We start from the raw sequence: 21,158 nt of genomic DNA on the forward strand, positions 1-21,158 counted from the left end.
ATAAAAAGAAAGCAAATAATTTCTATAATGATTATTATCTGCTTTCTTTTTGTATAATTAAATATTATTTTACTGTAACTGTATATGAAGCATTAAATACTTCTCCAACTTCTAGTTTTTGTATTCCATCCTTATCTTTTAATTCACCATCAAAGTCTTCAAAATCAGCATGACCATACCATGGTTCTATACAAACAAATGGTGCACCTGTAGGCTTTGTCCATAATCCCATATAAGGAAAACCTGTGAAATCCATTGTTACATATCTATCATGATTAACAGATTTTAAACTTATTTTATTAGACTTTAAATCATTAAATACTAATGCATCATTTTTAAATACATCAAAACTTAAATTAATAATATTACTATTATTTAAACATTTTACTGTTTCCCTTTTTATATATCCTTCTTTATTAATAGGCATTTTATTTACAGTTTCTTTTTCATTAAACTCAAAATAATAATCATCTATTAATTCTCCACCTTTTATAGGACACATAAATGCTGGATGAGCTCCTATTGAAAAATAAATATCCTTATCATCTTTATTTTCAACAGTATATGCTGTTATAACTCCATCCTCAACTAATGAATAAGTTATCTTTAAAGAAAATTTATAAGGATATATCTTTAAAGTTTCTTCTGAATAAAGTAACTCAAATACTAACTTATTTTCACTTTTTTCTATTAATTCAAATTCACGAACTCTAGCTAATCCATGTTGTGGTAAATTATATTCTTTACCATCTACTCTATATATTCCACCTTTAACCTTACCAACTATTGGAAACAAAACTGGTGCGTGATATCCCCAATATTTTTTATTCCCATTCCATAAGTATTCTGTTCCATCTTCTTTAGAGCTAATACTACTAAGTTCTGCACCATGATTATTTGCTATAATTTTAAATTTTTCATTTTCTAATGTATATAACACTTCTTCAACTCCCCATCTATTATTAAAATTTAAACGTTATCTTATATGATACTTCTATATTATATATTAATTTTACATAAGTTTAATATAAAAAAATAAAAAAAACATATTTAAAACAGTAAATCATAATTATTTACTATTTTAAATACATTATTTTTTAAACTAATTTACCTTCATACCCTAAAATACCTTGCCCTAAGTTATAAAGGTTAACAAATCCTTCTTCCTCTAACATTTGACATGCTAATGCACTTTTATTTCCTACTTTACAATAAATTAAAATTGGCTTATTTATATTTTCTTTTAAATCTTCTATTTCCCATTCTAATTCTTCAATAGGTATGTTTATTGCATTAGGAATCTTTCCTGTTTTATATTCATTAAATCTTCTTACATCTATAATTATTAAATCTTTGCATTCATTTATTAATTTTTCAGCTATTTTACTATTAATTGATTTAAATGAATTCATTATATCTACACCTTCTTTTTTATTTTCATCTAAATTAATTATAGTAATAATATTTATTATTTACAAGTTACTTATTTTTTATTGGCTTTACAGCATCTATTATAATTGATACCATACCTAATTTATTACTAGAATTTCTATTGTCAAATCTATAGCTTCTATATATCTTTCCTTTAGATTCATCCCATGGTTTATAATGAAAATCTCCATGTTCATCACAATACTCTAATAAAGATACTTCAAATCCAGCCTCTTCAAATACTTTTACTAATGTTTTATAATCATAAACTATCTTATGATTAGTAGCAGGATGATTTTCTTCTCCTGGTCCACCTATTTTAATTGTACTTTGATATAATGCATTCTTAAAATTTTTATCTGGAACTGCACATCTTACATATCCTCCCTCTTTTAAAAACCTAAAACAATTTTTAGCAGCTTCCTTACCTTCCTCTAGTGATAAATGTTCCCATACATGTTCTGCTAATATAGCTTCAATTTCTTTATCTCCCTTTAAATTTTCCCATTGTTCCATATTTAGCAAATTTAATTCATCTTCTTGTGTTGAAATCCATCCATCATATTTCGTTTTTCCTGCCCCAACAATAACTTTCATATACTTATCCCCCTTAAATTTTTATTAACTTATACAAAATTATTAACTTGGATTTTATTTTAAAATGTAATTATAATTAAAATATTATTAATTATTCAATAATATATATTTTATACCATTTTAAACCATATAGTAAATATATTTCATTTATTTTTTAATAATTTTGGGATGTCGCATTAAGAATAAATACTACAATATATTGTATTTATTTTTATTTTTAAAACAATATATTGTGTATAAAAGTTTTAGTGCGACAGCCCCTTTAAAAATGTAGTACTTCATAATTAATAGATGTACCCAATAATATTAATAAAATAGCTATTATACTTTTATATGAATTTCTTATTTCCTTTTCATCTCTTTCCTCTCCAACCTTAGAAGAAACAATTCTATAATTATTAAGTATAACTCCAAAAAATATAGACGTTACAAATAAATATATCATATTAGCTTTAATCGGAACCCCTGATAAATCCTGCATTAAACTTGAATAATCACTATTATTTAATTGATCTAATATTTTAGATTTTTGCCATTCTAAATATTTAATATTACTAATAGCTGCATATACTATTAAACAAAGTCCAAAAATAGATAAATCTAATATACCTATTTGACTTATTAATTCCTCTCTTTCCTCATCATTAATATTATTATCCTTCGCATTTTCATATTTTTTACTTTTATCATTATTATTTTTTTTCATTAAACACTTACCCCATATAGTGCTTAATGTATATTATTCTAAACTCTTATTTGCTGTTACTAACCTAAATTCTAACTATTAATATCATTTATTTATTTTAATATCTTAATAATTAATAAATTAAATTTAAAATTATTCATATAAATATTTAATTAAAAATGTATTTTTTAAATGAAATTACCATTTTGGAATTGATTCCAATGATTTTTTAATAAATTATTATTTTCTTATTGTAAATTTTTTACATATTACATATAATATAAAATACAAGAAAAAAATTAGGAGGTTTTGTCTATGCTCGAAAATTATATTAACACCAAAGATTCATTTCAAGTTTTTTTAGAGGAAAGAAATATTCCTGATCCTGATGAATTGCTTGGAAAAGCACTTAAATATTTAAAAGAAAAGGGTAAAAATATTTCCTTTAAGGGATTTGATATAGATAATTCACCAATAGTAGAAATTGATAATTCACTTTATAGATTTGATAAATGTTTTGGACTTTGGCAATCAGCAAGGTTTACTAAGGTTCACCCTAATAATTTAGATTATAAATTATTAAATAGAAAATCAAAAATTGAAAGTTATTATTCTTAAAAAAGCACAGATATCTGTGCTTTTTTAAGAATTATTCTTTTTTCTTTGTTTTTATAGCTGGCTTAGGAGGTAATTTTTTAATAAATTTGCCTTCAATTTTTAACTTTTCTTTATCATTTGTTACCATCATAACCTCCTTTGTAGTTTTAATAGCACTCTTTGGACAAAAATCAGTACATAATCCACAAAAAGTACATGAACTTAAATCAAATGTCATTTTTATTTCCTGACCACCTTCAACAGGTATTACTTCCTTAGTTATTGCTTCCCCAGCACATACTCTAATACAAATTCCACAGCCAATACATGCATTTTCATCAAATATTAATTTTCCCCTATAATTTTCAGCACCTTTTGTATTTTCAAATTTTTCCTTATTTGTTAAAACCGGCTTAAAAATATTGCTTATTCCTTCTAAAAAGTAAGGAACCTTAAACATAAGTTTCTTCCTCCCTCTTTTTATTTAATATTTCTACAGCTTTTAAAATTCCCTGTGCAATTGCTTCTGGTTTAGGTGAACATCCTGCAACTGTAACATCTACCTTAATCCATTTATCTAATGGTCCATCAATAGCATAACTATCCTTAAATACATTGCCTGATGCTGGGCATGACCCTATTGCAACAACTACCTTTGGATCTGGAACTTGTGATAATACCTTTAACATTCTATTTCTAGATTGAACTGTAACCGGCCCTGTAACAACTATTATATCTGCATGCCTTGGAGAACCTACAAATTTAACTCCAAATCTTTCAACATCATATCTAGGTCCAAGTAACGCAAGTAATTCAATATCACATCCATTACATGAACCAGTGTTTAAATGATATATCCAAGGAGATTTTTCTCTACTCTTTTCTATTAATGACATAAAAACTCCCCCCTTATAAATTAAAGCTTACTAATATATAACTTAATAATGCTAAAATAGTTGGAACAATCCAATAAAACTTAAACATTTGATTACTCTTATATCTTCCCATAACCCCTCTTACTACTGATAAAAATAATATGCTTATAACTATACTTAAAACTATACGTATTAATGTATTTAATAAAAAAAAGTTTGTATTTGAAATACCTATTCCACCTAAAAATAAAACTACAAATAATGCAGTAATAACATAAGCCTTAATTTTATGAGTTAATTTAAATAATCCTAATTGTAATCCACTATATTCTACTAATGGACCTTCACACAACTCTGTTTCTGCTTCTGCTACATCAAATGGTGAACTTCCTATCTTAGCTGGTAATATCATCAAAAATGCAATTGCTGCTGGTAATAATGATATTGAAAAAATGAAACTTCCATTAGCTTCTTGTACTGATGCTATTTTAGATAATGAATATATTACTCCTTCCCCTGAAATCATTCCAGCCTTTTTACAAACTGCTAATACTGAAGTTATCAATGGTAATTCATATGCAATCATACTTACAACTTCTCTTGAAATCCCTATAGATGCAAATGGAGACCCAGATGCAATTCCCCCAACAATCATTGCAACTGAGGGAATGATTAATAAATAAATAATTACAACTATATCTGCTGTTCCTTCAAAAAGTGTTACATGATTATATATAGGAAATAGAATTGGAACTATACAAATACTTACTAATGCTATTATTGGTGCTATTATAAACAATCTAGAACTTGCATTTCTAGGAACTATAGTATCTTTTCCTATTAATTTTACAATATCATAAAAAGGCTGTATAATCTTAGGTCCTCTTCTTCTTTGCATTCTAGCTACTATTTTTCTATCTATTCCAGATATGAGTAATCCCATAATTATTGTAAAAATGAAACCTGGAAATAAAATTAAATATACTAATTTTAAAAAATACTCCATATTCCCACCTCCTATATAAATAGAAATAAAACTATAGTAACTATCAATAATGTTGCTACAATCCATAAGGCATAATCATTAACATTACCTGTATGGGCATCCTTAATTCCATTAAAATATTCTTTCAATTGATATTTCATTCCCCAAAATAAATCATTTGATCCAACTTTAATACTATCTCCATCTTCACCACCAATAAAAACCTCATATTTACAGCTTGAATCTATGGAGACATTTGAATAATTTATTCCATTTTTATATTTATGTTTATACTTTTTAAATATACTCATATCAAATGAAGTATCTGATTTTTCATTTATTTCTTCTCCGGCCTTATCACTCTTAAATATTAAAAATAATAAAACTCCTAAAAGCAATACTATAAATAATATTAAAAAGTTTGTTGGATTATAAATTCCAGTAGTTTTAAATCTAATTTCTCCAAATTCAAATATTTCATCTATATTTCCTAATGCACTTCCAATATAAAGCCGTAAATTATATATTGCTCTTATTACTGGCATTAATAAATTTTCTACAACTATTTTTGGTATCAATCCTAAAATCAAAGTTAATATAGATAAAATCCCCATTGAGATTTTCATAGTTACAGGTACATCTTGTATATTTTTATACTTATTTTTTTGTGGTCCAAAAAATATAGAATGTCCAACTTTTATAAAAGATGCTAATGTAAGAGCTGATACAACAATAGCTATTATTGAAGCAATTCCTAAACCACCATTAAATCCAGCCTCGTAAATTATCCATTTAGATGCAAAACCATTAAATGGCGGAATCCCACTAATAGCAGCTGCTCCAAATAAAAACATTGCCATTGTAAAAGGCATTTTCTTTCCAAGTCCAGAAACAGAATCTAAATCAGTAGTTCCTGTAACATACAAGACAGCTCCAGCAACTAAAAATAATAATCCTTTAAAAACAGCATGATTTATCATATGATAAATACCACCTATTAAAACCATTGCACCTACTTCACTATTTTCAATAATAGCCATTCCCAAAGCTGTAATTATATAACCTATTTGCGAAACTGAATGAAATGCTAAAAGCCTCTTAAAATCATGTTGTAACAACGCCATAGAAACTCCTATAACCATTGTTATAAGTCCCCATATTAAAATCAAATATCCTACTGGTTTATTAGTAGCGAGTCCAAAAATCATAAATACTAATCTTATTATTGCATATACACCCGTTTTACTCATTACCCCTGAAAGTATCATTGATATAGATGATGGTGCTGCCATATGTGCTTCAGTTGGCCATGTATGACAAGGAACCATAAATGATTTAACTGCATATCCAACCATCATAAGAGAAAATGCAACTATTAATACTGGACTCATTTCTTGATCCAAATTTAATTTCAATGATATTTCTGCTAAATTCAAAGTTTTAGTTTCACTATAAATTAAACAAGTTCCAAGTAAAATTAAAGATGAACCTAGTGATCCTGTTACTATATACTTAAATGCTGCTTCTACAGCCTTATCTTTATAATTTCTAAATGCAGTTAATGAAATAGCTGCAAATGTCATTATTTCAAGCATTACATACATATTGAATAAGTCACCTGTAAATACGAAACCTATCATACTTGATGTCAATAATAAAAATAATACATAATATTTTTCTAATCCGTTATCTTTGCTCATATATTTTAGTGAATATATTGATGATAAAAATGATGCTCCTGTAATAATCAATCCTAAAAATAATCCTAATGCATCTATTTCAATACATATACCATAAGCATTTCCTTTAATCGGCAACCAATTTCCCATCCATGTTACTATTACTTTATTTTCAATGAAAATAGGATTAATAAGTAATAATACACATATAAAAGATATTGAAGTTGCTATAATAGTTAATACCCTTTTTGCTTGTATATATTTTTCCTTAAATAATCCAAGAACAAAGGCTAATATAAAAGGTGTCATTATTGAAATTATTGGAAGATTATAAATAAACTTTGTACTCATCCCCTAATCCTCCTTACTTCATCACTTTCTATACTATTATAATATTTATGAATTTTTATTACTAAAGATAATGCAAGTGCAGTAACACAAGCACCTATTACTATAGAGGTAAGAGTTAATGCTTGTGGAATAGGGTCTACAAAATAACTACTATTGTCTGTAAATATAGGCGCTGTTCCATTAGTTCTATATCCAATTGAAATTAATAATAAATTTATTCCTGAATCTAAGATACCCATTCCAATAACTATTTTTATTAGGTTACTTTTTAATACTATTATTGCTAATCCAATAACAATTAAAAAAAAGGCCCCAATATAATTAATTGTCATTTACTAATCCTCCTTATTTAAGTTAGCTAACATAATTATTATTAAAAATGAAATTCCTGCAAACACTTTAAATCCTACTGCAAAATTCATTAAAAATATGCTTCCTGATGAAAATAAGTCCCCAGGATTCCCCTTTTCTAAAACATTTCCAAAGAATACTCCCGAACCTATTAATCCTATAAATGCTAAAATTATAAATCCAAGTGCTCCTAAGTCCTCTGCAATTTTAAATGTATTAGAAGCTATTCCCTTCTTAACACCCTTAAATCCATATCCAATATAAATAAGCGCAATTGCTCCTGCAATTAATACTCCACCTTGAAATCCTCCACCAGGTGATAAATGTCCATGAATTATTATATATAGGCCTAGAGTAAGTAAAATTGGTAAAACTAAATTAGTACATGAAATTAATATTGAATTTCTTCTTTTTTTCATTTTACCTTTCCTCCTTTGCCTTTTTTTCTACTCTTAACACTGTTGCTACTCCACAAATTGCTGTAAATAATACAATTGCTTCACCTAATGTATCATATCCCCTAAAATCAAATACTGTTGCTGTAACTGAATTAATAGCCCCTGTCTTACTAATTGTTTCATTAAGTATTATTTTTGATGCCTTACCTAATTCCTCTTGATTTGCATTCATTTTAACTCCAATAAAAGAAAATAATGCAAGTAATAAAAATAAAATTATATACGTTATTTTTTTTTGCACTTTTCTCCCTCCTTAACCTTTTTACTCTTAACTTTATTTAATGTTATTATAAAGATTACAGGAGTTAATATTGCTCCAACTGCCGCTTCTGCAATTGCTACATCTGGTGCTTTAAGAAGTAAAAATTCTAGTGCTAAAAATGTACCAAGTACAGCCATTGCAATAATACATTGAAGTATATCATCTAAGAAAAATACACATAAAGCAGCAATAATTAATCCAAATATAACTAAAAAATTAAGTATTTCAAAACTACTCATCTATATCCCTCCTATAATGATCAAATTTTGTTTTATCACATAAATGTGCTTTATTCTTATAAGCAGCCCTTGCCATTGCATGTGATCCAACAGGATTACTAATTAATAAAAAAATAACAACTATTAATGCCTTTATCCCTAAAGAAGTATTTGAATTTCCAAATCCATATATACTGCATGCTAAGGCTATTGGCATTGCTCCCATAGTTGCTATATTAGTGGCACTTTGAATCCTACAAAAAGTATCTGGCATTCTAATTACACCAATTACACCTGCTAATGTAAAAAAAATACCTATTACTATTAATACACAAATTATGATTTCTAATATGGACATTACAATTCCCCCTCTAAATATTTAGAAACTAAAACTGTGCCAATAAAACCCAAAAGCGTTATAATAAGACCTAAATCTAAATACATAGCTCTTTCTTCAATTGTTCCAAATAAAATCATTACAATGCCTAGAATTATATCTATTGAATCTGCAGCTAAAACTCTATCTATTATATTAGGTCCCTTAAAAACTCTATATAATAAAATTAATGCTAGGATAGCCAATAATATTGCTACTATATAAAATATAGAATTCATATCCATTATTTAAAAAGCCTCCTTACAAAATATTCAAACCTTCCTTTTATAATTTTAGATGCTTCTTCAGTATCTTCTGTTGTTGCATCTATCCAATGAATATACATTGAATTTTTACCATTACCTTCTTCATAAATATCCATTGTAATTGTCCCTGGTGTTAAAGTTATACAATTAGCCAACATTGCTAATCCATAATCAGAATTTATATCTGTAGTTATTTTTACAATTCCAGGATTCACATCAATCTTAGGACATAAAGATTTAATTGCAACGCTAAAATTTGCTTTAATAAGTTCCCATAAATATACAGGAATAAATATTAATAAATTAATAATTCTAATTTTTTTAAATAACCATAGCCCATCTTCTCTTACAAAATATGAACTTGAAAATAAGCTTACAACTATTGCTACAATTGCACCTACAATCAATTCCTGTCTTCCTAAGTGAAAAACATTAAAATCTTGCATTAAAAATAGTATCCAAAACAAATATGATAAGATAAAGGTAGCAAAAAATGCTGTCCACTTTTTCACAAATTATCACCTTCTAATTTATATTTTTTTAACTAGCCATTTTGCAAATTCCTTTGCTTCACCTTTCTTTAAAGAATTTATCTTAAAAATCTTTGAATTAGGATTTCTTAAAAATGTTTGTTTTTTTACTTCATCTTCATTAAATTTAAAATATTTTATCATATCATATTTAGTAAGTATCAATGCATCTGCTTTTGAAAACATTAATGGATATTTTACAACTTTATCATCACCTTCTGGAATACTTAATAGTGCAACTTTTACTACCTCTCCAATATCAAATTCTGCTGGGCATACCAAGTTACCTATATTTTCAACTATTATTAAATCTAAGTCATTTAAATTAAATTCATGTATAATATTTTTTATTGACATTGCTTCAATATGACATGCACCTTTAGTATTTAATTGAACAACAGGTATTCCTTTATCTTGAATTTTTTTTGCATCTATAGTTCCTTCTATATCTCCTTCTATAACTGCAACATTTAATCCCATTTCTTTTAATTCATCAATTAAATTTAATATAAAAGTTGTTTTTCCAGCTCCTGGAGATCCCATAATATTTATCATTTTAACATTATTTTCATTAAGTTCCTCCTGCACTTCCTTATGACAATCTTCATTCCACTCTAAAATTTGTCTTACAACCTTAATTTCCATAATTAATCAACCTCCATAGTGTCTAAATAAAATTCCTTTCCCTTAGTAATTTCATATACTATTCCCTTGCATTTAGGACATACATAATTATTTTTTCCTAAAACTCCACTATATCCACATTCATTACATTTAATTTCAACTGGTATCTTTTCAACATTAATTTTAGTATTTTCTGCAATTGTATCTTTAGAAACAATATTAAAATAATATTCTATACAAGCTGGAAGTAAATCTGTAAGTTCCCCAACTTTTATATTTATTTTTCTTATTTTTTTTATTTTATGCTTTTCACCTTCCTCTAAGCATATTTTAAGTAATCCCTTTGTTACTGCTAATTCATGCATAATTCTCTTCCTACCTATCTAAACAAGAAAAACAAGGGTCAATACTTGCAACTATTAATCCTGCATCTGCAATTGTATTATTCTTTAACATAACTGGAACTGTCATTGCATTTTTAAATGTTGGTACGTGAATATTAACTCTCCCATTTGTTTGTCCACCATTAGTTACTACATAATAAGTTACTTCACCTCTTGGCGCTTCAGTAACAATCATAGCTTCTCCAGCTGGTACTCTTGGTATTTTATTTCCTAAGTTAATAGGCCCATTTGGAATTTTATTTAATGCTTGTTCAATAATTTTAAAACTTTCTTCAATTTCAATTAATCTTACTACCGCTCTTGAAAATACATCACCATCTTTTGCTAATGCTACATTAAATTCAAAATCTTCATAAAAGTTATAAGACATTGTTTTTCTTACATCAAAATTAACTCCTGAGGCTCTTCCATGAGGGCCACATGCTCCATAATTTAATGCATCATCTTTTGATAAAACACCAACACCTTTAGTCCTAGCTGCTATACTTGAATCTTTAGCATATATATTATAAATATTCTTATATTCTCTTCTTAATTCTGATATCATATTTATTAATGTTTGTTTTTGTTCTTCATTAATATCTCTTCTTGCTCCACCAACAATATTCATAGCATAATTAACTCTATTTCCACTTATAACTTCTAACATATCCATTATCTTTTCTCTTGATGCAAAGCACATCATGAATAAAGAATCAAAAGCAATTATATGTGCCGCTAAACCTAACCATAAATAATGAGAATGTAATCTTTCTAATTCACTTAATATTACTCTTATATATTGCCCCCTCTTTGGAACCTCCATTCCAACAATATCTTCTATTGCTAAACAATATGTCATTGCATGTGAATGTGAACAAATTCCACATACTCTTTCTACTAATGTAATTGTTTGAATAAAATTCCTAGTTTCAGTTAACTTTTCTATCCCCCTATGGTTATACCCTATATAAACCTCTGAATCCTTTATAATTTCACCTTCAGTAAGAAGCTTAACATGAACAGGTTCCTCTAAAGCAGGATGATAAGGTCCTAATGGTAAAACATAACTCATTATTTACTCCTCCTTTTGATTGTTTTTTAATTTTTTTAATTCATTTAAAGGCATTATTAAAATTTGTCCTTGCCCTTCCTTAAATTCATCTGGCAAAAATAATCTTCCACTAAATACAAGACCTTCGAACTTTACTGGCATAACCTCTTGTATTTCCTCCTCAAACCATTGTGCTCCTTTATATATATTAGTAATTGTGGGTAATATATTTTCCCCTTCAATATTATAATGTTTTCTAAATTCATCATACTCTAATGTATAAACAATAATATTACTTTTTTCTTTATTTACATAACCATTGATAGCAACTAATCTCCCTTCCTTTTCCCTGACTTCTCTTACCTTTTTCACTATTTCATCCTTTGAAATTTTTTCTGTGATAATTTTTTTCATATCACACCCCCAAACATTATTTTCTGTTTATGTATATTTTTTACAATTATTTATTCTTTTATTATACAAAAATTTATGTCCTATTTTAATAGTATATTTAAACTTTTTGAATTTTATTTTATATCCATAACTTTTATGCTATAATTACAATATAATTACTGTTAATATAGTATAATTTATAATAAAGGAGTTTTTTGCAATGGGTTTCAAAGATAAAATGACTAAATATTACTCTGATGCATATATGAATAAGTACGGAGACAGAATGACAAGTGTATCTGGTACAGTTTTATCAGTTAAAACTGAAACTAAGAGCTTTTTAGGAATTTTTAATAGATTACATGTTTGGTTAGTTGTTAAATCTGATGCTGGTAAGCAAATATGTAAATGTGAATATAAGAGAAATAGATGGTTTAAAAAGCCTGAATTTATAGATATAAATCAAGGTAACAAAGTAATTGTTATGGGAATCAAAGGTGAAAAAGGTAAAGCAAATTCTGAAGTTGTTATTGCTTCAAATATAGCTAACTTAACTACAAGAAAAGATCTTCATCCATTTGACCATAGTCAAATAAAAAAAGCTAGACAACAAGCTACTAAAATGAGAACAAGATAATAAAAGAGTCGCAAATGCGGCTCTTTTTGATAATATTAAAACCGTACTATCCCAAACAGTACGGTCTAAGCTTACATATTTATATTATCCATTTTTTATATTCTTAAAAATTAATTATTAATCTTCAATCTTTATTACCTTCAATTTCTTTTTATAAATCCAAATTAAATCTTATAAATACCACCAAAACTTTTAACATGAAATCTACTTTACAAATATAAATATTATATTTGTAATCCTAATAAAAAACTGCAACATAATTTTCTATTATGTTACAGTTTAATTTTTATATTAATATTTCAAATTTTAGAAAACAACTAATTCTGTTCCTTCAATTGCTTTTCTAACCATTTCTTCAACATCTAAAACAGATTCTGCTTTTCTCATTGCTTCTAATTGTGGCTTAGTTTTAGGATGTTTTGGCACAAATATTGTACAACAATCTTCATATGGTAATATTGAAGTATCATATGTTCCTATTTCTTTAGCAATATCCATAATATCACCTTTATCCATTGCAATTAATGGTCTAAATACTGGTCTATCTGCACAATCAGTACTTACTATTAATCCTTCCATAGTTTGACTTGCAACTTGACCTATACTTTCTCCACTTGAAATTGATTGTACTCCATATTTTTCAGCTAAAGTACATGCACATCTCATCATAAATCTTCTCATTAATATTGTTAACTCATCTTGTCTGCATTTTTCCATTATATCTAATTGAATTTCTGTAAATGGAACTATATATAAATTAACTCTTTCAGTGTAATTAGAAAGTATCTTAGCTAATTCCTTAACTTTATCTTTTGCTCTTTCTGAAGTATATGGATGACTGTGATAATAAACACAATTTAATTCTACACCTCTTCTAGCCATTAAATATCCTGCTACTGGAGAGTCAATACCACCTGAAAGCATTAACATTGTACTTCCATTCATTCCATATGGTAATCCTCCAACACCTTTTATTTTATCTTTACTTGTAAATACATATGCATTTTCTCTTATTTCTATATTTACTAAGCATTCTGGATTTTTAACATCTACATAAAGTGCTTCTCCAAAATGATGAAGTACATATCCTCCAACTTGTCTAGATGTTTCTATAGAATTTAATTGGAATTTCTTATTTGCTCTATTTGTTTCAATTTTAAATGTTTTAGGATTAGCTTCCTTAACTTTCTTTAAAGCCTCTTCCTTTATGGCATTTAAATCTCTTTCAACTTGAGTAACTATACATACTTCAGCAACACCAAATACTTTTCTTACTCTTTCTACTGCTGCTTCTATGTCTGTTGCCTTAATAAAACCTCTTCCTTGGTCAGTAACAAATTCAAATTCTAATCCAGAAAGTTTTTTTTCTATGTTTTCCTTTAACTTTCTTTCAAACTTTCCTCTATTTAATCCTTTTAAAAATATTTCTGAAGCATACTTCACTAAAATTAACTTATTGTTCATCTTTTTACTCTCCTTAAAAACATTAATGACTTTTTAAGTACATCAATTGTATAATCTACTTCTTCCTTTGTATTTTCATATGAGAAAGAAAATCTAATTGCTGATTCCACTTCTTTATTACTTAATCCCAAAGATTTTATTACATAACTTCCATGTGCTGCACTACTTTTAGATGTACATGCAGATCCAGTAGCTACATAAATATTTTGCTCTTCTAGCAAATGTAATAACACCTCAGCCCTAACACCTAAAAATGAAACATTCAAAATATAAGGACTAAAGCCATCTATTTCTCCATTAATTCTTATATCCTTTATTTCATTTAATCTTTCAACAAAATATTTTTTTAACTCTAAAACTTTATCATACCTGCTTTCCATTTCTTCAAAAGTCATTTGAGCTGCTTTTTCAAATCCAATTATTCCTGGTAAATTTTCTGTTCCTGCTCTAATACCTTTTTCTTGGCTTCCTCCAGAAATTAATGAATTTAATATTATTCCTTTTTTTATATATATAAATCCTACACCTTTTGGTCCGTGAATTTTATGAGATGCAACTGTTAAAAAGTCTACATTTGACTTATTAACATCAATAGGAAGCTTTCCATAACCTTGAACTGCATCTACATGAAACTTAGCTCTTGAGCTTCTTTCCTTAATTAATTTTCCAATAGCTTCAATGTCTTGAATAACTCCAATTTCATTATTAACTTGCATTATTGATACTAATACAGTATCTTTTGTAATGGCTTCTTCTAAATCTTCTAATGAAATTCTTCCTTCACTATCAACATCTAAATATGTAACCTTTACACCCTTTTCTTCAAGCTGCTTACATGTACTAATTATTGAATGATGTTCAAAAGCAGTTGTTATAAAATGATGCCCTGGTTTTAATAATCCCTTTAAAATAAGATTATTACCCTCACTTCCTCCAGAAGTAAAATAAATTTCTTCTTTATTGCATTTAATTGTAGATGCAAAATACTCTCTTGCTTCATTTAATCGCTTTTCACAATTCATTCCAATCTTATGTAATGATGACGGATTGCCAAAGTACTCCTTCATGCCCTTGCTTACAGCTTCTATTACTTCATCATAAGGCTTAGTAGTTGCACTATTATCAAAATAAACATTCACTGACAATCACTCCTTTCTTATTAGTATTTACATCATAAGTGAATTTTTAAATTTTAGTTTCATAAATTAAATCTAAAATTTTAATACTATAAATAGTTATATCACATTAATTTTAAATTCTATCAAAATAAATCTCTGGGGTCAATCCAAATATTAGATTAACCCCAGAGACAATTATATTTTACTCCATAGCTATAAATTCTACTCTATCAACATAATCTAGTTTTTTCAAATTTTCTAGCATTTCACTTAATTCAATTTTCATTGATGATATATCAATAGTTAAACTTAAATTAGCTAAATTATTAATTGGAATCCCCTGATCAATTGTTAGTATATTTCCTTGGTATTCTGAAATAAGATTTAATATATTTGAAAGTACCCCTTTTTCATGCCCAATTATCATATTAAAAGTTGCCTTTCTTCCATTAGACATTTGAGAAAATTCAAATACATAATCTTTATACTTATAATAAACACTTCTGCTTATTCCAGCTAATTTTGTAGCTTCAGTGATTTCTTTAACTTTGCCTTCTTGTAAAATCTTTTTTGTAGCAATCACCTTTTCATATACTTCTGGCAAAACCTTTTTATCAATAACTAAATAATCTCCGTTCATATTTATTCACCTTTCAAAATTTTTGCCCCATCTTTATCAATTGTTAACTCTTTAATATCCCAATTAATATCATTATCACTTATAAATTTTGAAATTTCATTTACAAAAACAAAATCATCTTTACTTATTATTGCCATTAATGTTGGTCCTGCTCCACTTAAAAAACATGCAAAAACATTTAATTCTAATGCTTTATTATATACATTATTAAAATTCTTTATAAGACCACTTCTATATTGTTGATGAAGTTTATCCTTTGTTGCTTCTCTTAATAAATTATAATTTCCATTTGAAAATGCAGATACCAATAAAGCAGCTCTTCCTATATTATAAACACAATCTTTAAATAAAATTTCCTTAGGTAATATTGCTCTTGCCTTTTCAGTTGAAAGCTTAAATCTTGGAATCAATGCAACAAACTTTATACCATCTTTTACATTCACACAATTATATAATGGCTTTTTATCATTTGTCATTATTGTAGAAATTAAGCCTCCAAAAATAGCTGGACATACATTATCTGGGTGCCCTTCAATATCAACTGCTAAGTTTAATATTTCTTCTTTATCTATATTCTTACCCATTAATGCAAAAGCCCCTATTAATCCAGCTACTATACAACTAGAACTAGATCCTAACCCTCTTGATATTGGGATATCCTGTTTTATTATTGTAATCCCTAAACCATAAAATTTAAAGTCATATTTATCAAAAACTTTTTTAATAGCTTTATAAATTATATTATCTTCATTTTGAAATTCTTTTTCCACACCTTCAAAAAATAAACCTTCTTCATCTTTAAGTGAAAATCCATATTCATTATATATACTTAAAGAAATTCCCAACGAATCAAATCCTGGCCCCAAATTTGCTGATGTCGCTGGTACTCTTACCTTAATCAATTTTTATTTTCCTTTAAAAATTCAAGTAAGCTTTCCTTCATCTTTTCTTTATTACATACCTTATTGTGAATAACCTTCTTAACATCCAAGCCCTTTAAATTATTAGGAATTTCAATATTAGTATATTCATTTAATAACTTCAACACTTCAAAATCATTTTTATTACTAACATCTAATCCTAAAGCCCTACATATGCTTCTTGGAAATTTATACGGACTTGCAGTAGATACTATAAGAGCTTGTCTGTTATCTCCTGTTTCATTCTTATATTTATTAAGAACTACATATCCAACAGCTGTATGTGTATCCATAAGATAATTTTCTTTTTCATAAACTTCTTTAATTGCTTTATATACTTCTTTAGTATCAGCATAATTTCCATAAAAGTCCTTTAAGAACTTCCTGCTTTCATTTGAAATTGAATAAACACCATTTTCATTTAATTCTTCCATAAGCTTTTTAGTTTTTTCTGCATCTCTATTATTAGCTTCAAATATAAGCCTTTCCAAATTAGAAGATATTAAAATATCCATTGATGGAGATTCAGTTAATATTAAATCTCTTCTTTTATCATATACACCTGTATTTAAAAAATCTGTTAATACATTATTTTCATTAGATGAGCATATTAGCTTTCCTATAGGAAGCCCCATTCTTTTCGAATAGTAAGCTGCTAATATATTTCCAAAGTTCCCTGTTGGAACTACTATATTTATTTCATTGCCCTCTTTTATTTTTTGCTTATTAACTAAATCAAAGTAACCATAAAAATAATAAACTATTTGTGGAACTAATCTTCCAATATTAATTGAATTTGCCGAAGATAATAAAAAGCCCCTATTTTTTAATTCTTTCTTAAATTCAATATCCCCAAATATCTTTTTAACTCCACTTTGTGCATTATCAAAGTTGCCTCTAATTCCAATTACTTCTACATTATTACCTTCTTGAGTTACCATTTGTTTTTCCTGAATTGCACTTACTCCATTTTCAGGATAATAAACTACAACCTTAAATCCATCAACATTACTAAATCCCTGCAATGCTGCCTTTCCTGTGTCCCCAGAAGTTGCAGTTAATATTATTATTTCTTCTTTTATATTATTTAACTTTTTTGCTTCTTTCATTACTTGTGGTAAGAAAAGAAGTGCTGCATCTTTAAATGCAGATGTTGGCCCATGATATAATTCTAAAAAATTCTTTTCTTCTCTAACAGAAAATTTACCATTATAAGCCCTATTTATTACCCCTTTTAAATTTTCTTCTCCTATATCTCCAAAAAATTCTTTTATAACTTCATATGCTAATTCTATATAAGAAAGCCCCATTTTCTTTTTTAAATTATCATATATATTAGGAAATTCATTTGGAACATATAATCCACCGTCATTTGCAATCCCCTTTATAATTGCTTGCGAGGATGAAACTGTTTCCTCCCCTCCTCTTGTACTTATAAAATTCATTTTGCACCCCCTAATTAACATTTATACGCTCATCCTTTATTTTTATTTTAAAACAATAATTACCATAAAAAAATTTTATCATGTATTCCCATGATATACAACCGTTTTTTCACTGTAAACATTTTAATATCAAAAAATATTTTCTTTATAAATAAAAAAATTTCTGACTATATAATTTCATAGCCAGAAATCAATTAAAAATTATTTTTTTGATTTAATTAATAAATATACACTGTTTATTAAGAATATTATTCCTGAAAAAAATATTACTAATAACCATTGTCCTAAATTTAATGCAACAGTATTAAAAATTCCACTTAAAAAAGGTATATATAATATACAACATATCATTGTCATAGAAACTAATACAGCTCCTAATAAATATATATTACTAAATATATTTATCTCAAATATAGAATGTCTTTCTGATCTACACTCAAATACATGCAATAATTGTGACATAACTAAAGTACACATTGTAATAGTTCTACAAGTTGCTAAGTCCATTCCATAATATCTACCTGACATAAATGATAAAAGTGTGCAAACTCCTATTAAACTTCCCCTTACAATAATCTTTTCCCAAAGTCCTCTTGCAAAAATACCTTCATTTTTTTCTCTTGGAGATTGTCTCATTATATCTTTATCAGGAGGATCAACCCCTAATGCAATTGCAGGTAATCCATCTGTAGCAAGGTTTACAAATAAAATTTGAATTGGTGTAAGTGGATTTGGTAAATAAAATAATGATGCTAAAAACATTGTTAAAACTTCACCTAGGTTACAAGATAATAAATATCTTATAAACTTTCTTATATTATCATAAATTACTCTTCCTTCTTCTACTGCTGATACAATTGTAGCAAAATTATCATCCATTAATACCATAGCTGCAGCTTCCTTAGTTACATCAGTTCCTGATATACCCATTGCAACTCCAATATCAGCTTCCTTAATTGCTGGTGCATCATTTACACCATCACCAGTCATAGCAACAATATTATTATTCTTTTTAAAAGCTCTAACAATTCTTAATTTATGATTAGGTGATACCCTAGCAAATACTCTTATTTTATTTACTTTTTTAACCAACTCTGAATCTGACATCTTTTCTAATTCATCACCTGTTACAGCTTGATCATCAGAATTACATATGTTAATACTTTTAGCTATAGCTAATGCTGTATTTTTATGATCTCCAGTAATCATGATAGGTTTAATTCCTGCCATTTTACATTTTAAAACAGCATCTTTAACTTCTATCCTTGGAGGATCCATACTACCTGCAACACCTAAAAATATTAAATCACATTCAACAGATTCATTTTTAACTAAATTCTCTTCCTTATATGCTGCAGCTATACATCTTAGTGCTCTATTAGACATAGCTTCAATATAACTATATATTTGTTTTTTCTTTTGATATGTTAATGGCTTTACCTTACCATTTTCTAATACCGAATTACACTTTTCTAATACTCTTTCTGGAGCTCCCTTCATATAACAAGTTTCTTTACCATTTTCATTCATTATAACTGTCATCATTTTTCTAGTAGAATCAAATGATATTTCATAAACTCTTTTACTTTTCTCTACAAATTTTTGAAGTTCCTTGCTATCTTTATAAAATGCCTTTACTAAAGCTGTTTCTGTTGGATCACCCATAACAGCTTTTTCAATATCTTTTATTTCATAATTATAATTAGCATCATTGCAATATATAAATGCCTTTTTTAACTTTTCACAATCATAAATTTTTTCTTTATCTAACTCATATATTCTTCCATTAACCAATATTTCTTTTACAGTCATCTTATTTTGAGTTAATGTTCCTGTTTTATCAGAACAAATTACTGATGTACATCCTAATGTTTCAACTGCAGGTAGCTTTCTAATAAGTGCATTTCTCTTTAACATTCTACCAACACCTAATGCTAATGCAACTGTTACTATTGCTGCTAAACCTTCTGGTATTGCTGCAACAGCTAATGAAACACCTAAAAGAAACATTTCTGTAATATCATTACCTCTTATTATTCCTAATATAGTAACAATTAAACAAACTACGATACACATTACAACAAGTATTTTTCCTAATGAATCTAGCCTTTCTCTTAAAGGTGATTTATCTTCTTCTATATTATCTAAAAGATTAGCTATCTTACCCATTTCAGTTTTCATTCCAATAGCATCTATTATTATTAAGCCTCTTCCTTTTAAAACTATTGTTCCCATAAACCCTGAATTTTTACCTTTTGTTGTATCTTTTGAAATTCCAACTGATTCTCCTGTTAATAATGATTCATCAACAACCATATTAGCTGCATCAATAAATGTTCCATCTGCTGGAATTCTATCTCCTGCTTCTAAAACAACTAAATCACCTATAGTTAATTCCTTTGAACTAACAACTTTTATATTTCCATCTCTAATTACTTTACATGTTGGTGCTGCTAATTCTTGAAGTGCTTCTAATGATTTTTCAGTTCTAAACTCTTGAACAAATCCTAATATTGCATTTACAATTACTATAATAAGTATAGTTATTGCATCTGCCTTATCTCCAATAAATCCTGAAATAATAGTTGCACCTATTAATACCCATACTAAAAAATCATTAAATTGTGCTAAAAAAATTAAAACTGGTGATTTTTTCTTATTATGTTTAAGTTCATTTAATCCATAGGATTTAACTCTTTTTTCTGCTTCTCTAGTACTTAATCCTCTAGTAAATTCCTTTTCCTGTATCACCCTTTTTCCTCCTCTTTAAGAACTCTTGTATATATATATTAATGTTTATGTAATACTATGAATATTTA

27 protein-coding genes are annotated in these 21,158 nt (G+C 27.2%); 2 read left to right on the forward strand and 25 right to left on the reverse strand.

The window, feature by feature from the left end:
* Positions 1–64 precede the first annotated feature (64 nt).
* The 4 genes from ACUN06_RS10330 to ACUN06_RS10345 all read right to left on the reverse strand — a co-directional run bounded on the left by ACUN06_RS10330 (position 65) and on the right by ACUN06_RS10345 (position 2,734).
* A complete protein-coding gene (locus ACUN06_RS10330) occupies positions 65–940 on the reverse strand; it encodes an aldose 1-epimerase family protein (RefSeq protein ID WP_449389747.1) in 876 nt (291 codons plus the stop codon).
* Between the two features lie 157 nt (positions 941–1,097).
* The gene (locus ACUN06_RS10335) at positions 1,098–1,412 is read right to left on the reverse strand and encodes a rhodanese-like domain-containing protein (RefSeq protein WP_294126421.1); all 315 of its coding nucleotides are present in this window, start codon (positions 1,410–1,412) and stop codon (positions 1,098–1,100) included.
* Positions 1,413–1,479: 67 nt separating this feature from the next.
* Positions 1,480–2,028, reverse strand: coding sequence for a class I SAM-dependent methyltransferase (locus tag ACUN06_RS10340; protein WP_291735822.1), 549 nt, complete (start codon positions 2,026–2,028; stop codon positions 1,480–1,482).
* Between the two features lie 262 nt (positions 2,029–2,290).
* Positions 2,291–2,734, reverse strand: coding sequence for a hypothetical protein (locus ACUN06_RS10345; protein ID WP_291735824.1), 444 nt, complete (start codon positions 2,732–2,734; stop codon positions 2,291–2,293).
* A gap of 294 nt (positions 2,735–3,028) precedes the next feature.
* Here ACUN06_RS10345 and ACUN06_RS10350 point away from each other — a divergent pair, with 294 nt between their 5' ends.
* Positions 3,029–3,331 (forward strand): hypothetical protein, encoded by a 303-nt coding sequence (locus ACUN06_RS10350; RefSeq protein ID WP_294397970.1) that lies wholly within the window; start codon positions 3,029–3,031, stop codon positions 3,329–3,331.
* Between the two features lie 31 nt (positions 3,332–3,362).
* Here the strand turns inward: ACUN06_RS10350 and ACUN06_RS10355 are convergent, their stop codons facing one another.
* The 15 genes from ACUN06_RS10355 to ACUN06_RS10425 are packed head-to-tail and all read right to left on the reverse strand — an operon-like array spanning position 3,363 to position 12,136.
* On the reverse strand, positions 3,363–3,770 hold the full coding sequence (locus ACUN06_RS10355; RefSeq protein ID WP_449389748.1) for a 4Fe-4S binding protein: 408 nt from the start codon (positions 3,768–3,770) through the stop codon (positions 3,363–3,365).
* On the reverse strand, positions 3,763–4,206 hold the full coding sequence (locus tag ACUN06_RS10360) for an NADH-quinone oxidoreductase subunit B family protein (protein WP_291731064.1): 444 nt from the start codon (positions 4,204–4,206) through the stop codon (positions 3,763–3,765). The genes ACUN06_RS10355 and ACUN06_RS10360 overlap by 8 nt, the downstream gene beginning before the upstream one ends.
* A 13-nt stretch (positions 4,207–4,219) precedes the next feature.
* On the reverse strand, positions 4,220–5,191 hold the full coding sequence (locus ACUN06_RS10365; RefSeq protein ID WP_294161572.1) for a respiratory chain complex I subunit 1 family protein: 972 nt from the start codon (positions 5,189–5,191) through the stop codon (positions 4,220–4,222).
* A gap of 11 nt (positions 5,192–5,202) precedes the next feature.
* Positions 5,203–7,200, reverse strand: a complete 1,998-nt coding sequence (locus ACUN06_RS10370; protein ID WP_449389749.1) for a proton-conducting transporter transmembrane domain-containing protein — start codon at positions 7,198–7,200, stop codon at positions 5,203–5,205.
* Positions 7,197–7,532, reverse strand: coding sequence for a sodium:proton antiporter (locus ACUN06_RS10375; RefSeq protein WP_294126414.1), 336 nt, complete (start codon positions 7,530–7,532; stop codon positions 7,197–7,199). The genes ACUN06_RS10370 and ACUN06_RS10375 overlap by 4 nt, the downstream gene beginning before the upstream one ends.
* 3 nt (positions 7,533–7,535) lie before the next feature.
* Positions 7,536–7,970: an MnhB domain-containing protein gene (locus tag ACUN06_RS10380; protein WP_291731072.1), complete on the reverse strand. Its 435-nt coding sequence runs from the start codon at positions 7,968–7,970 to the stop codon at positions 7,536–7,538.
* A 1-nt stretch (position 7,971) separates the two neighbouring features.
* Positions 7,972–8,250, reverse strand: a complete 279-nt coding sequence (mbhE, locus tag ACUN06_RS10385) for a hydrogen gas-evolving membrane-bound hydrogenase subunit E (RefSeq protein WP_291731074.1) — start codon at positions 8,248–8,250, stop codon at positions 7,972–7,974.
* Entirely contained in the window at positions 8,235–8,510 is a 276-nt protein-coding gene (locus ACUN06_RS10390) for a Na(+)/H(+) antiporter subunit B (protein ID WP_291731076.1), read from the reverse strand. Before ACUN06_RS10390 ends, mbhE begins: the two co-directional genes overlap by 16 nt.
* Positions 8,503–8,847, reverse strand: a complete 345-nt coding sequence (gene mnhG, locus ACUN06_RS10395; RefSeq protein WP_291731078.1) for a monovalent cation/H(+) antiporter subunit G — start codon at positions 8,845–8,847, stop codon at positions 8,503–8,505. Before mnhG ends, ACUN06_RS10390 begins: the two co-directional genes overlap by 8 nt.
* The gene (locus ACUN06_RS10400; protein ID WP_291731080.1) at positions 8,847–9,110 is read right to left on the reverse strand and encodes a monovalent cation/H+ antiporter complex subunit F; all 264 of its coding nucleotides are present in this window, start codon (positions 9,108–9,110) and stop codon (positions 8,847–8,849) included. Before ACUN06_RS10400 ends, mnhG begins: the two co-directional genes overlap by 1 nt.
* Complete coding sequence (locus tag ACUN06_RS10405) at positions 9,110–9,643, reverse strand: Na+/H+ antiporter subunit E (RefSeq protein WP_291731082.1); 534 nt, start codon at positions 9,641–9,643, stop codon at positions 9,110–9,112. The genes ACUN06_RS10400 and ACUN06_RS10405 overlap by 1 nt, the downstream gene beginning before the upstream one ends.
* A gap of 18 nt (positions 9,644–9,661) precedes the next feature.
* Positions 9,662–10,306, reverse strand: a complete 645-nt coding sequence (hypB, locus tag ACUN06_RS10410; protein WP_294126409.1) for a hydrogenase nickel incorporation protein HypB — start codon at positions 10,304–10,306, stop codon at positions 9,662–9,664.
* 2 nt (positions 10,307–10,308) lie between these two features.
* A complete protein-coding gene (gene hypA / locus ACUN06_RS10415; RefSeq protein WP_291731087.1) occupies positions 10,309–10,650 on the reverse strand; it encodes a hydrogenase maturation nickel metallochaperone HypA in 342 nt (113 codons plus the stop codon).
* Between the two features lie 10 nt (positions 10,651–10,660).
* Positions 10,661–11,743, reverse strand: a complete 1,083-nt coding sequence (locus ACUN06_RS10420) for a hydrogenase large subunit (protein WP_449389750.1) — start codon at positions 11,741–11,743, stop codon at positions 10,661–10,663.
* 3 nt (positions 11,744–11,746) lie between these two features.
* Complete coding sequence (locus ACUN06_RS10425) at positions 11,747–12,136, reverse strand: NADH-quinone oxidoreductase subunit C (protein WP_449389751.1); 390 nt, start codon at positions 12,134–12,136, stop codon at positions 11,747–11,749.
* A gap of 199 nt (positions 12,137–12,335) precedes the next feature.
* On the opposite strand from ACUN06_RS10425, the gene ACUN06_RS10430 reads away from it, so the two are divergent.
* Positions 12,336–12,752, forward strand: coding sequence for a hypothetical protein (locus ACUN06_RS10430; protein WP_291731094.1), 417 nt, complete (start codon positions 12,336–12,338; stop codon positions 12,750–12,752).
* Between the two features lie 306 nt (positions 12,753–13,058).
* On the opposite strand, the gene thiI is transcribed toward ACUN06_RS10430, so the two are convergent.
* From thiI to ACUN06_RS10460, 6 genes are all read right to left on the reverse strand, one after another.
* On the reverse strand, positions 13,059–14,216 hold the full coding sequence (thiI, locus tag ACUN06_RS10435) for a tRNA uracil 4-sulfurtransferase ThiI (protein ID WP_291731096.1): 1,158 nt from the start codon (positions 14,214–14,216) through the stop codon (positions 13,059–13,061).
* On the reverse strand, positions 14,213–15,355 hold the full coding sequence (locus ACUN06_RS10440; protein ID WP_291731098.1) for a cysteine desulfurase family protein: 1,143 nt from the start codon (positions 15,353–15,355) through the stop codon (positions 14,213–14,215). Before ACUN06_RS10440 ends, thiI begins: the two co-directional genes overlap by 4 nt.
* Positions 15,356–15,536: 181 nt before the next feature.
* Positions 15,537–15,974 carry an ACT domain-containing protein gene (locus ACUN06_RS10445; protein WP_291731100.1) on the reverse strand — a complete coding sequence of 146 codons (438 nt, stop codon included), beginning with the start codon at positions 15,972–15,974 and terminating at the stop codon, positions 15,537–15,539.
* 2 nt (positions 15,975–15,976) lie between these two features.
* Complete coding sequence (gene thrB / locus ACUN06_RS10450; RefSeq protein ID WP_291731102.1) at positions 15,977–16,876, reverse strand: homoserine kinase; 900 nt, start codon at positions 16,874–16,876, stop codon at positions 15,977–15,979.
* A complete protein-coding gene (gene thrC / locus ACUN06_RS10455) occupies positions 16,873–18,339 on the reverse strand; it encodes a threonine synthase (protein ID WP_291731104.1) in 1,467 nt (488 codons plus the stop codon). The genes thrB and thrC overlap by 4 nt, the downstream gene beginning before the upstream one ends.
* Before the next feature lie 201 nt (positions 18,340–18,540).
* Positions 18,541–21,090 carry a calcium-translocating P-type ATPase, SERCA-type gene (locus ACUN06_RS10460; protein ID WP_449389752.1) on the reverse strand — a complete coding sequence of 850 codons (2,550 nt, stop codon included), beginning with the start codon at positions 21,088–21,090 and terminating at the stop codon, positions 18,541–18,543.
* Positions 21,091–21,158: the final 68 nt, after the last annotated feature.

Source organism: Clostridium sp. ETTB3, from assembly GCF_053571985.1.

Excerpts from the sequence above, each read along its gene's own strand:
- ACUN06_RS10335 (WP_294126421.1), bottom strand. The coding sequence starts at position 1,412 with ATGAATTCATTTAAATCAATTAATAGTAAAATAGCTGAAAAATTAATA.
- ACUN06_RS10340 (WP_291735822.1), bottom strand. The coding sequence starts at position 2,028 with ATGAAAGTTATTGTTGGGGCAGGAAAAACGAAATATGATGGATGGATT.
- ACUN06_RS10345 (WP_291735824.1), bottom strand. The coding sequence starts at position 2,734 with ATGAAAAAAAATAATAATGATAAAAGTAAAAAATATGAAAATGCGAAG.
- ACUN06_RS10350 (WP_294397970.1), top strand. The coding sequence starts at position 3,029 with ATGCTCGAAAATTATATTAACACCAAAGATTCATTTCAAGTTTTTTTA.
- ACUN06_RS10355 (WP_449389748.1), bottom strand. The coding sequence starts at position 3,770 with ATGTTTAAGGTTCCTTACTTTTTAGAAGGAATAAGCAATATTTTTAAG.
- ACUN06_RS10360 (WP_291731064.1), bottom strand. The coding sequence starts at position 4,206 with ATGTCATTAATAGAAAAGAGTAGAGAAAAATCTCCTTGGATATATCAT.
- ACUN06_RS10365 (WP_294161572.1), bottom strand. The coding sequence starts at position 5,191 with ATGGAGTATTTTTTAAAATTAGTATATTTAATTTTATTTCCAGGTTTC.
- ACUN06_RS10370 (WP_449389749.1), bottom strand. The coding sequence starts at position 7,200 with ATGAGTACAAAGTTTATTTATAATCTTCCAATAATTTCAATAATGACA.
- ACUN06_RS10375 (WP_294126414.1), bottom strand. The coding sequence starts at position 7,532 with ATGACAATTAATTATATTGGGGCCTTTTTTTTAATTGTTATTGGATTA.
- ACUN06_RS10380 (WP_291731072.1), bottom strand. The coding sequence starts at position 7,970 with ATGAAAAAAAGAAGAAATTCAATATTAATTTCATGTACTAATTTAGTT.
- ACUN06_RS10390 (WP_291731076.1), bottom strand. The coding sequence starts at position 8,510 with ATGAGTAGTTTTGAAATACTTAATTTTTTAGTTATATTTGGATTAATT.
- mnhG (WP_291731078.1), bottom strand. The coding sequence starts at position 8,847 with ATGTCCATATTAGAAATCATAATTTGTGTATTAATAGTAATAGGTATT.
- ACUN06_RS10400 (WP_291731080.1), bottom strand. The coding sequence starts at position 9,110 with ATGGATATGAATTCTATATTTTATATAGTAGCAATATTATTGGCTATC.
- hypB (WP_294126409.1), bottom strand. The coding sequence starts at position 10,306 with ATGGAAATTAAGGTTGTAAGACAAATTTTAGAGTGGAATGAAGATTGT.
- hypA (WP_291731087.1), bottom strand. The coding sequence starts at position 10,650 with ATGCATGAATTAGCAGTAACAAAGGGATTACTTAAAATATGCTTAGAG.
- ACUN06_RS10420 (WP_449389750.1), bottom strand. The coding sequence starts at position 11,743 with ATGAGTTATGTTTTACCATTAGGACCTTATCATCCTGCTTTAGAGGAA.
- ACUN06_RS10425 (WP_449389751.1), bottom strand. The coding sequence starts at position 12,136 with ATGAAAAAAATTATCACAGAAAAAATTTCAAAGGATGAAATAGTGAAA.
- ACUN06_RS10430 (WP_291731094.1), top strand. The coding sequence starts at position 12,336 with ATGGGTTTCAAAGATAAAATGACTAAATATTACTCTGATGCATATATG.
- thiI (WP_291731096.1), bottom strand. The coding sequence starts at position 14,216 with ATGAACAATAAGTTAATTTTAGTGAAGTATGCTTCAGAAATATTTTTA.
- ACUN06_RS10445 (WP_291731100.1), bottom strand. The coding sequence starts at position 15,974 with ATGAACGGAGATTATTTAGTTATTGATAAAAAGGTTTTGCCAGAAGTA.
- thrC (WP_291731104.1), bottom strand. The coding sequence starts at position 18,339 with ATGAATTTTATAAGTACAAGAGGAGGGGAGGAAACAGTTTCATCCTCG.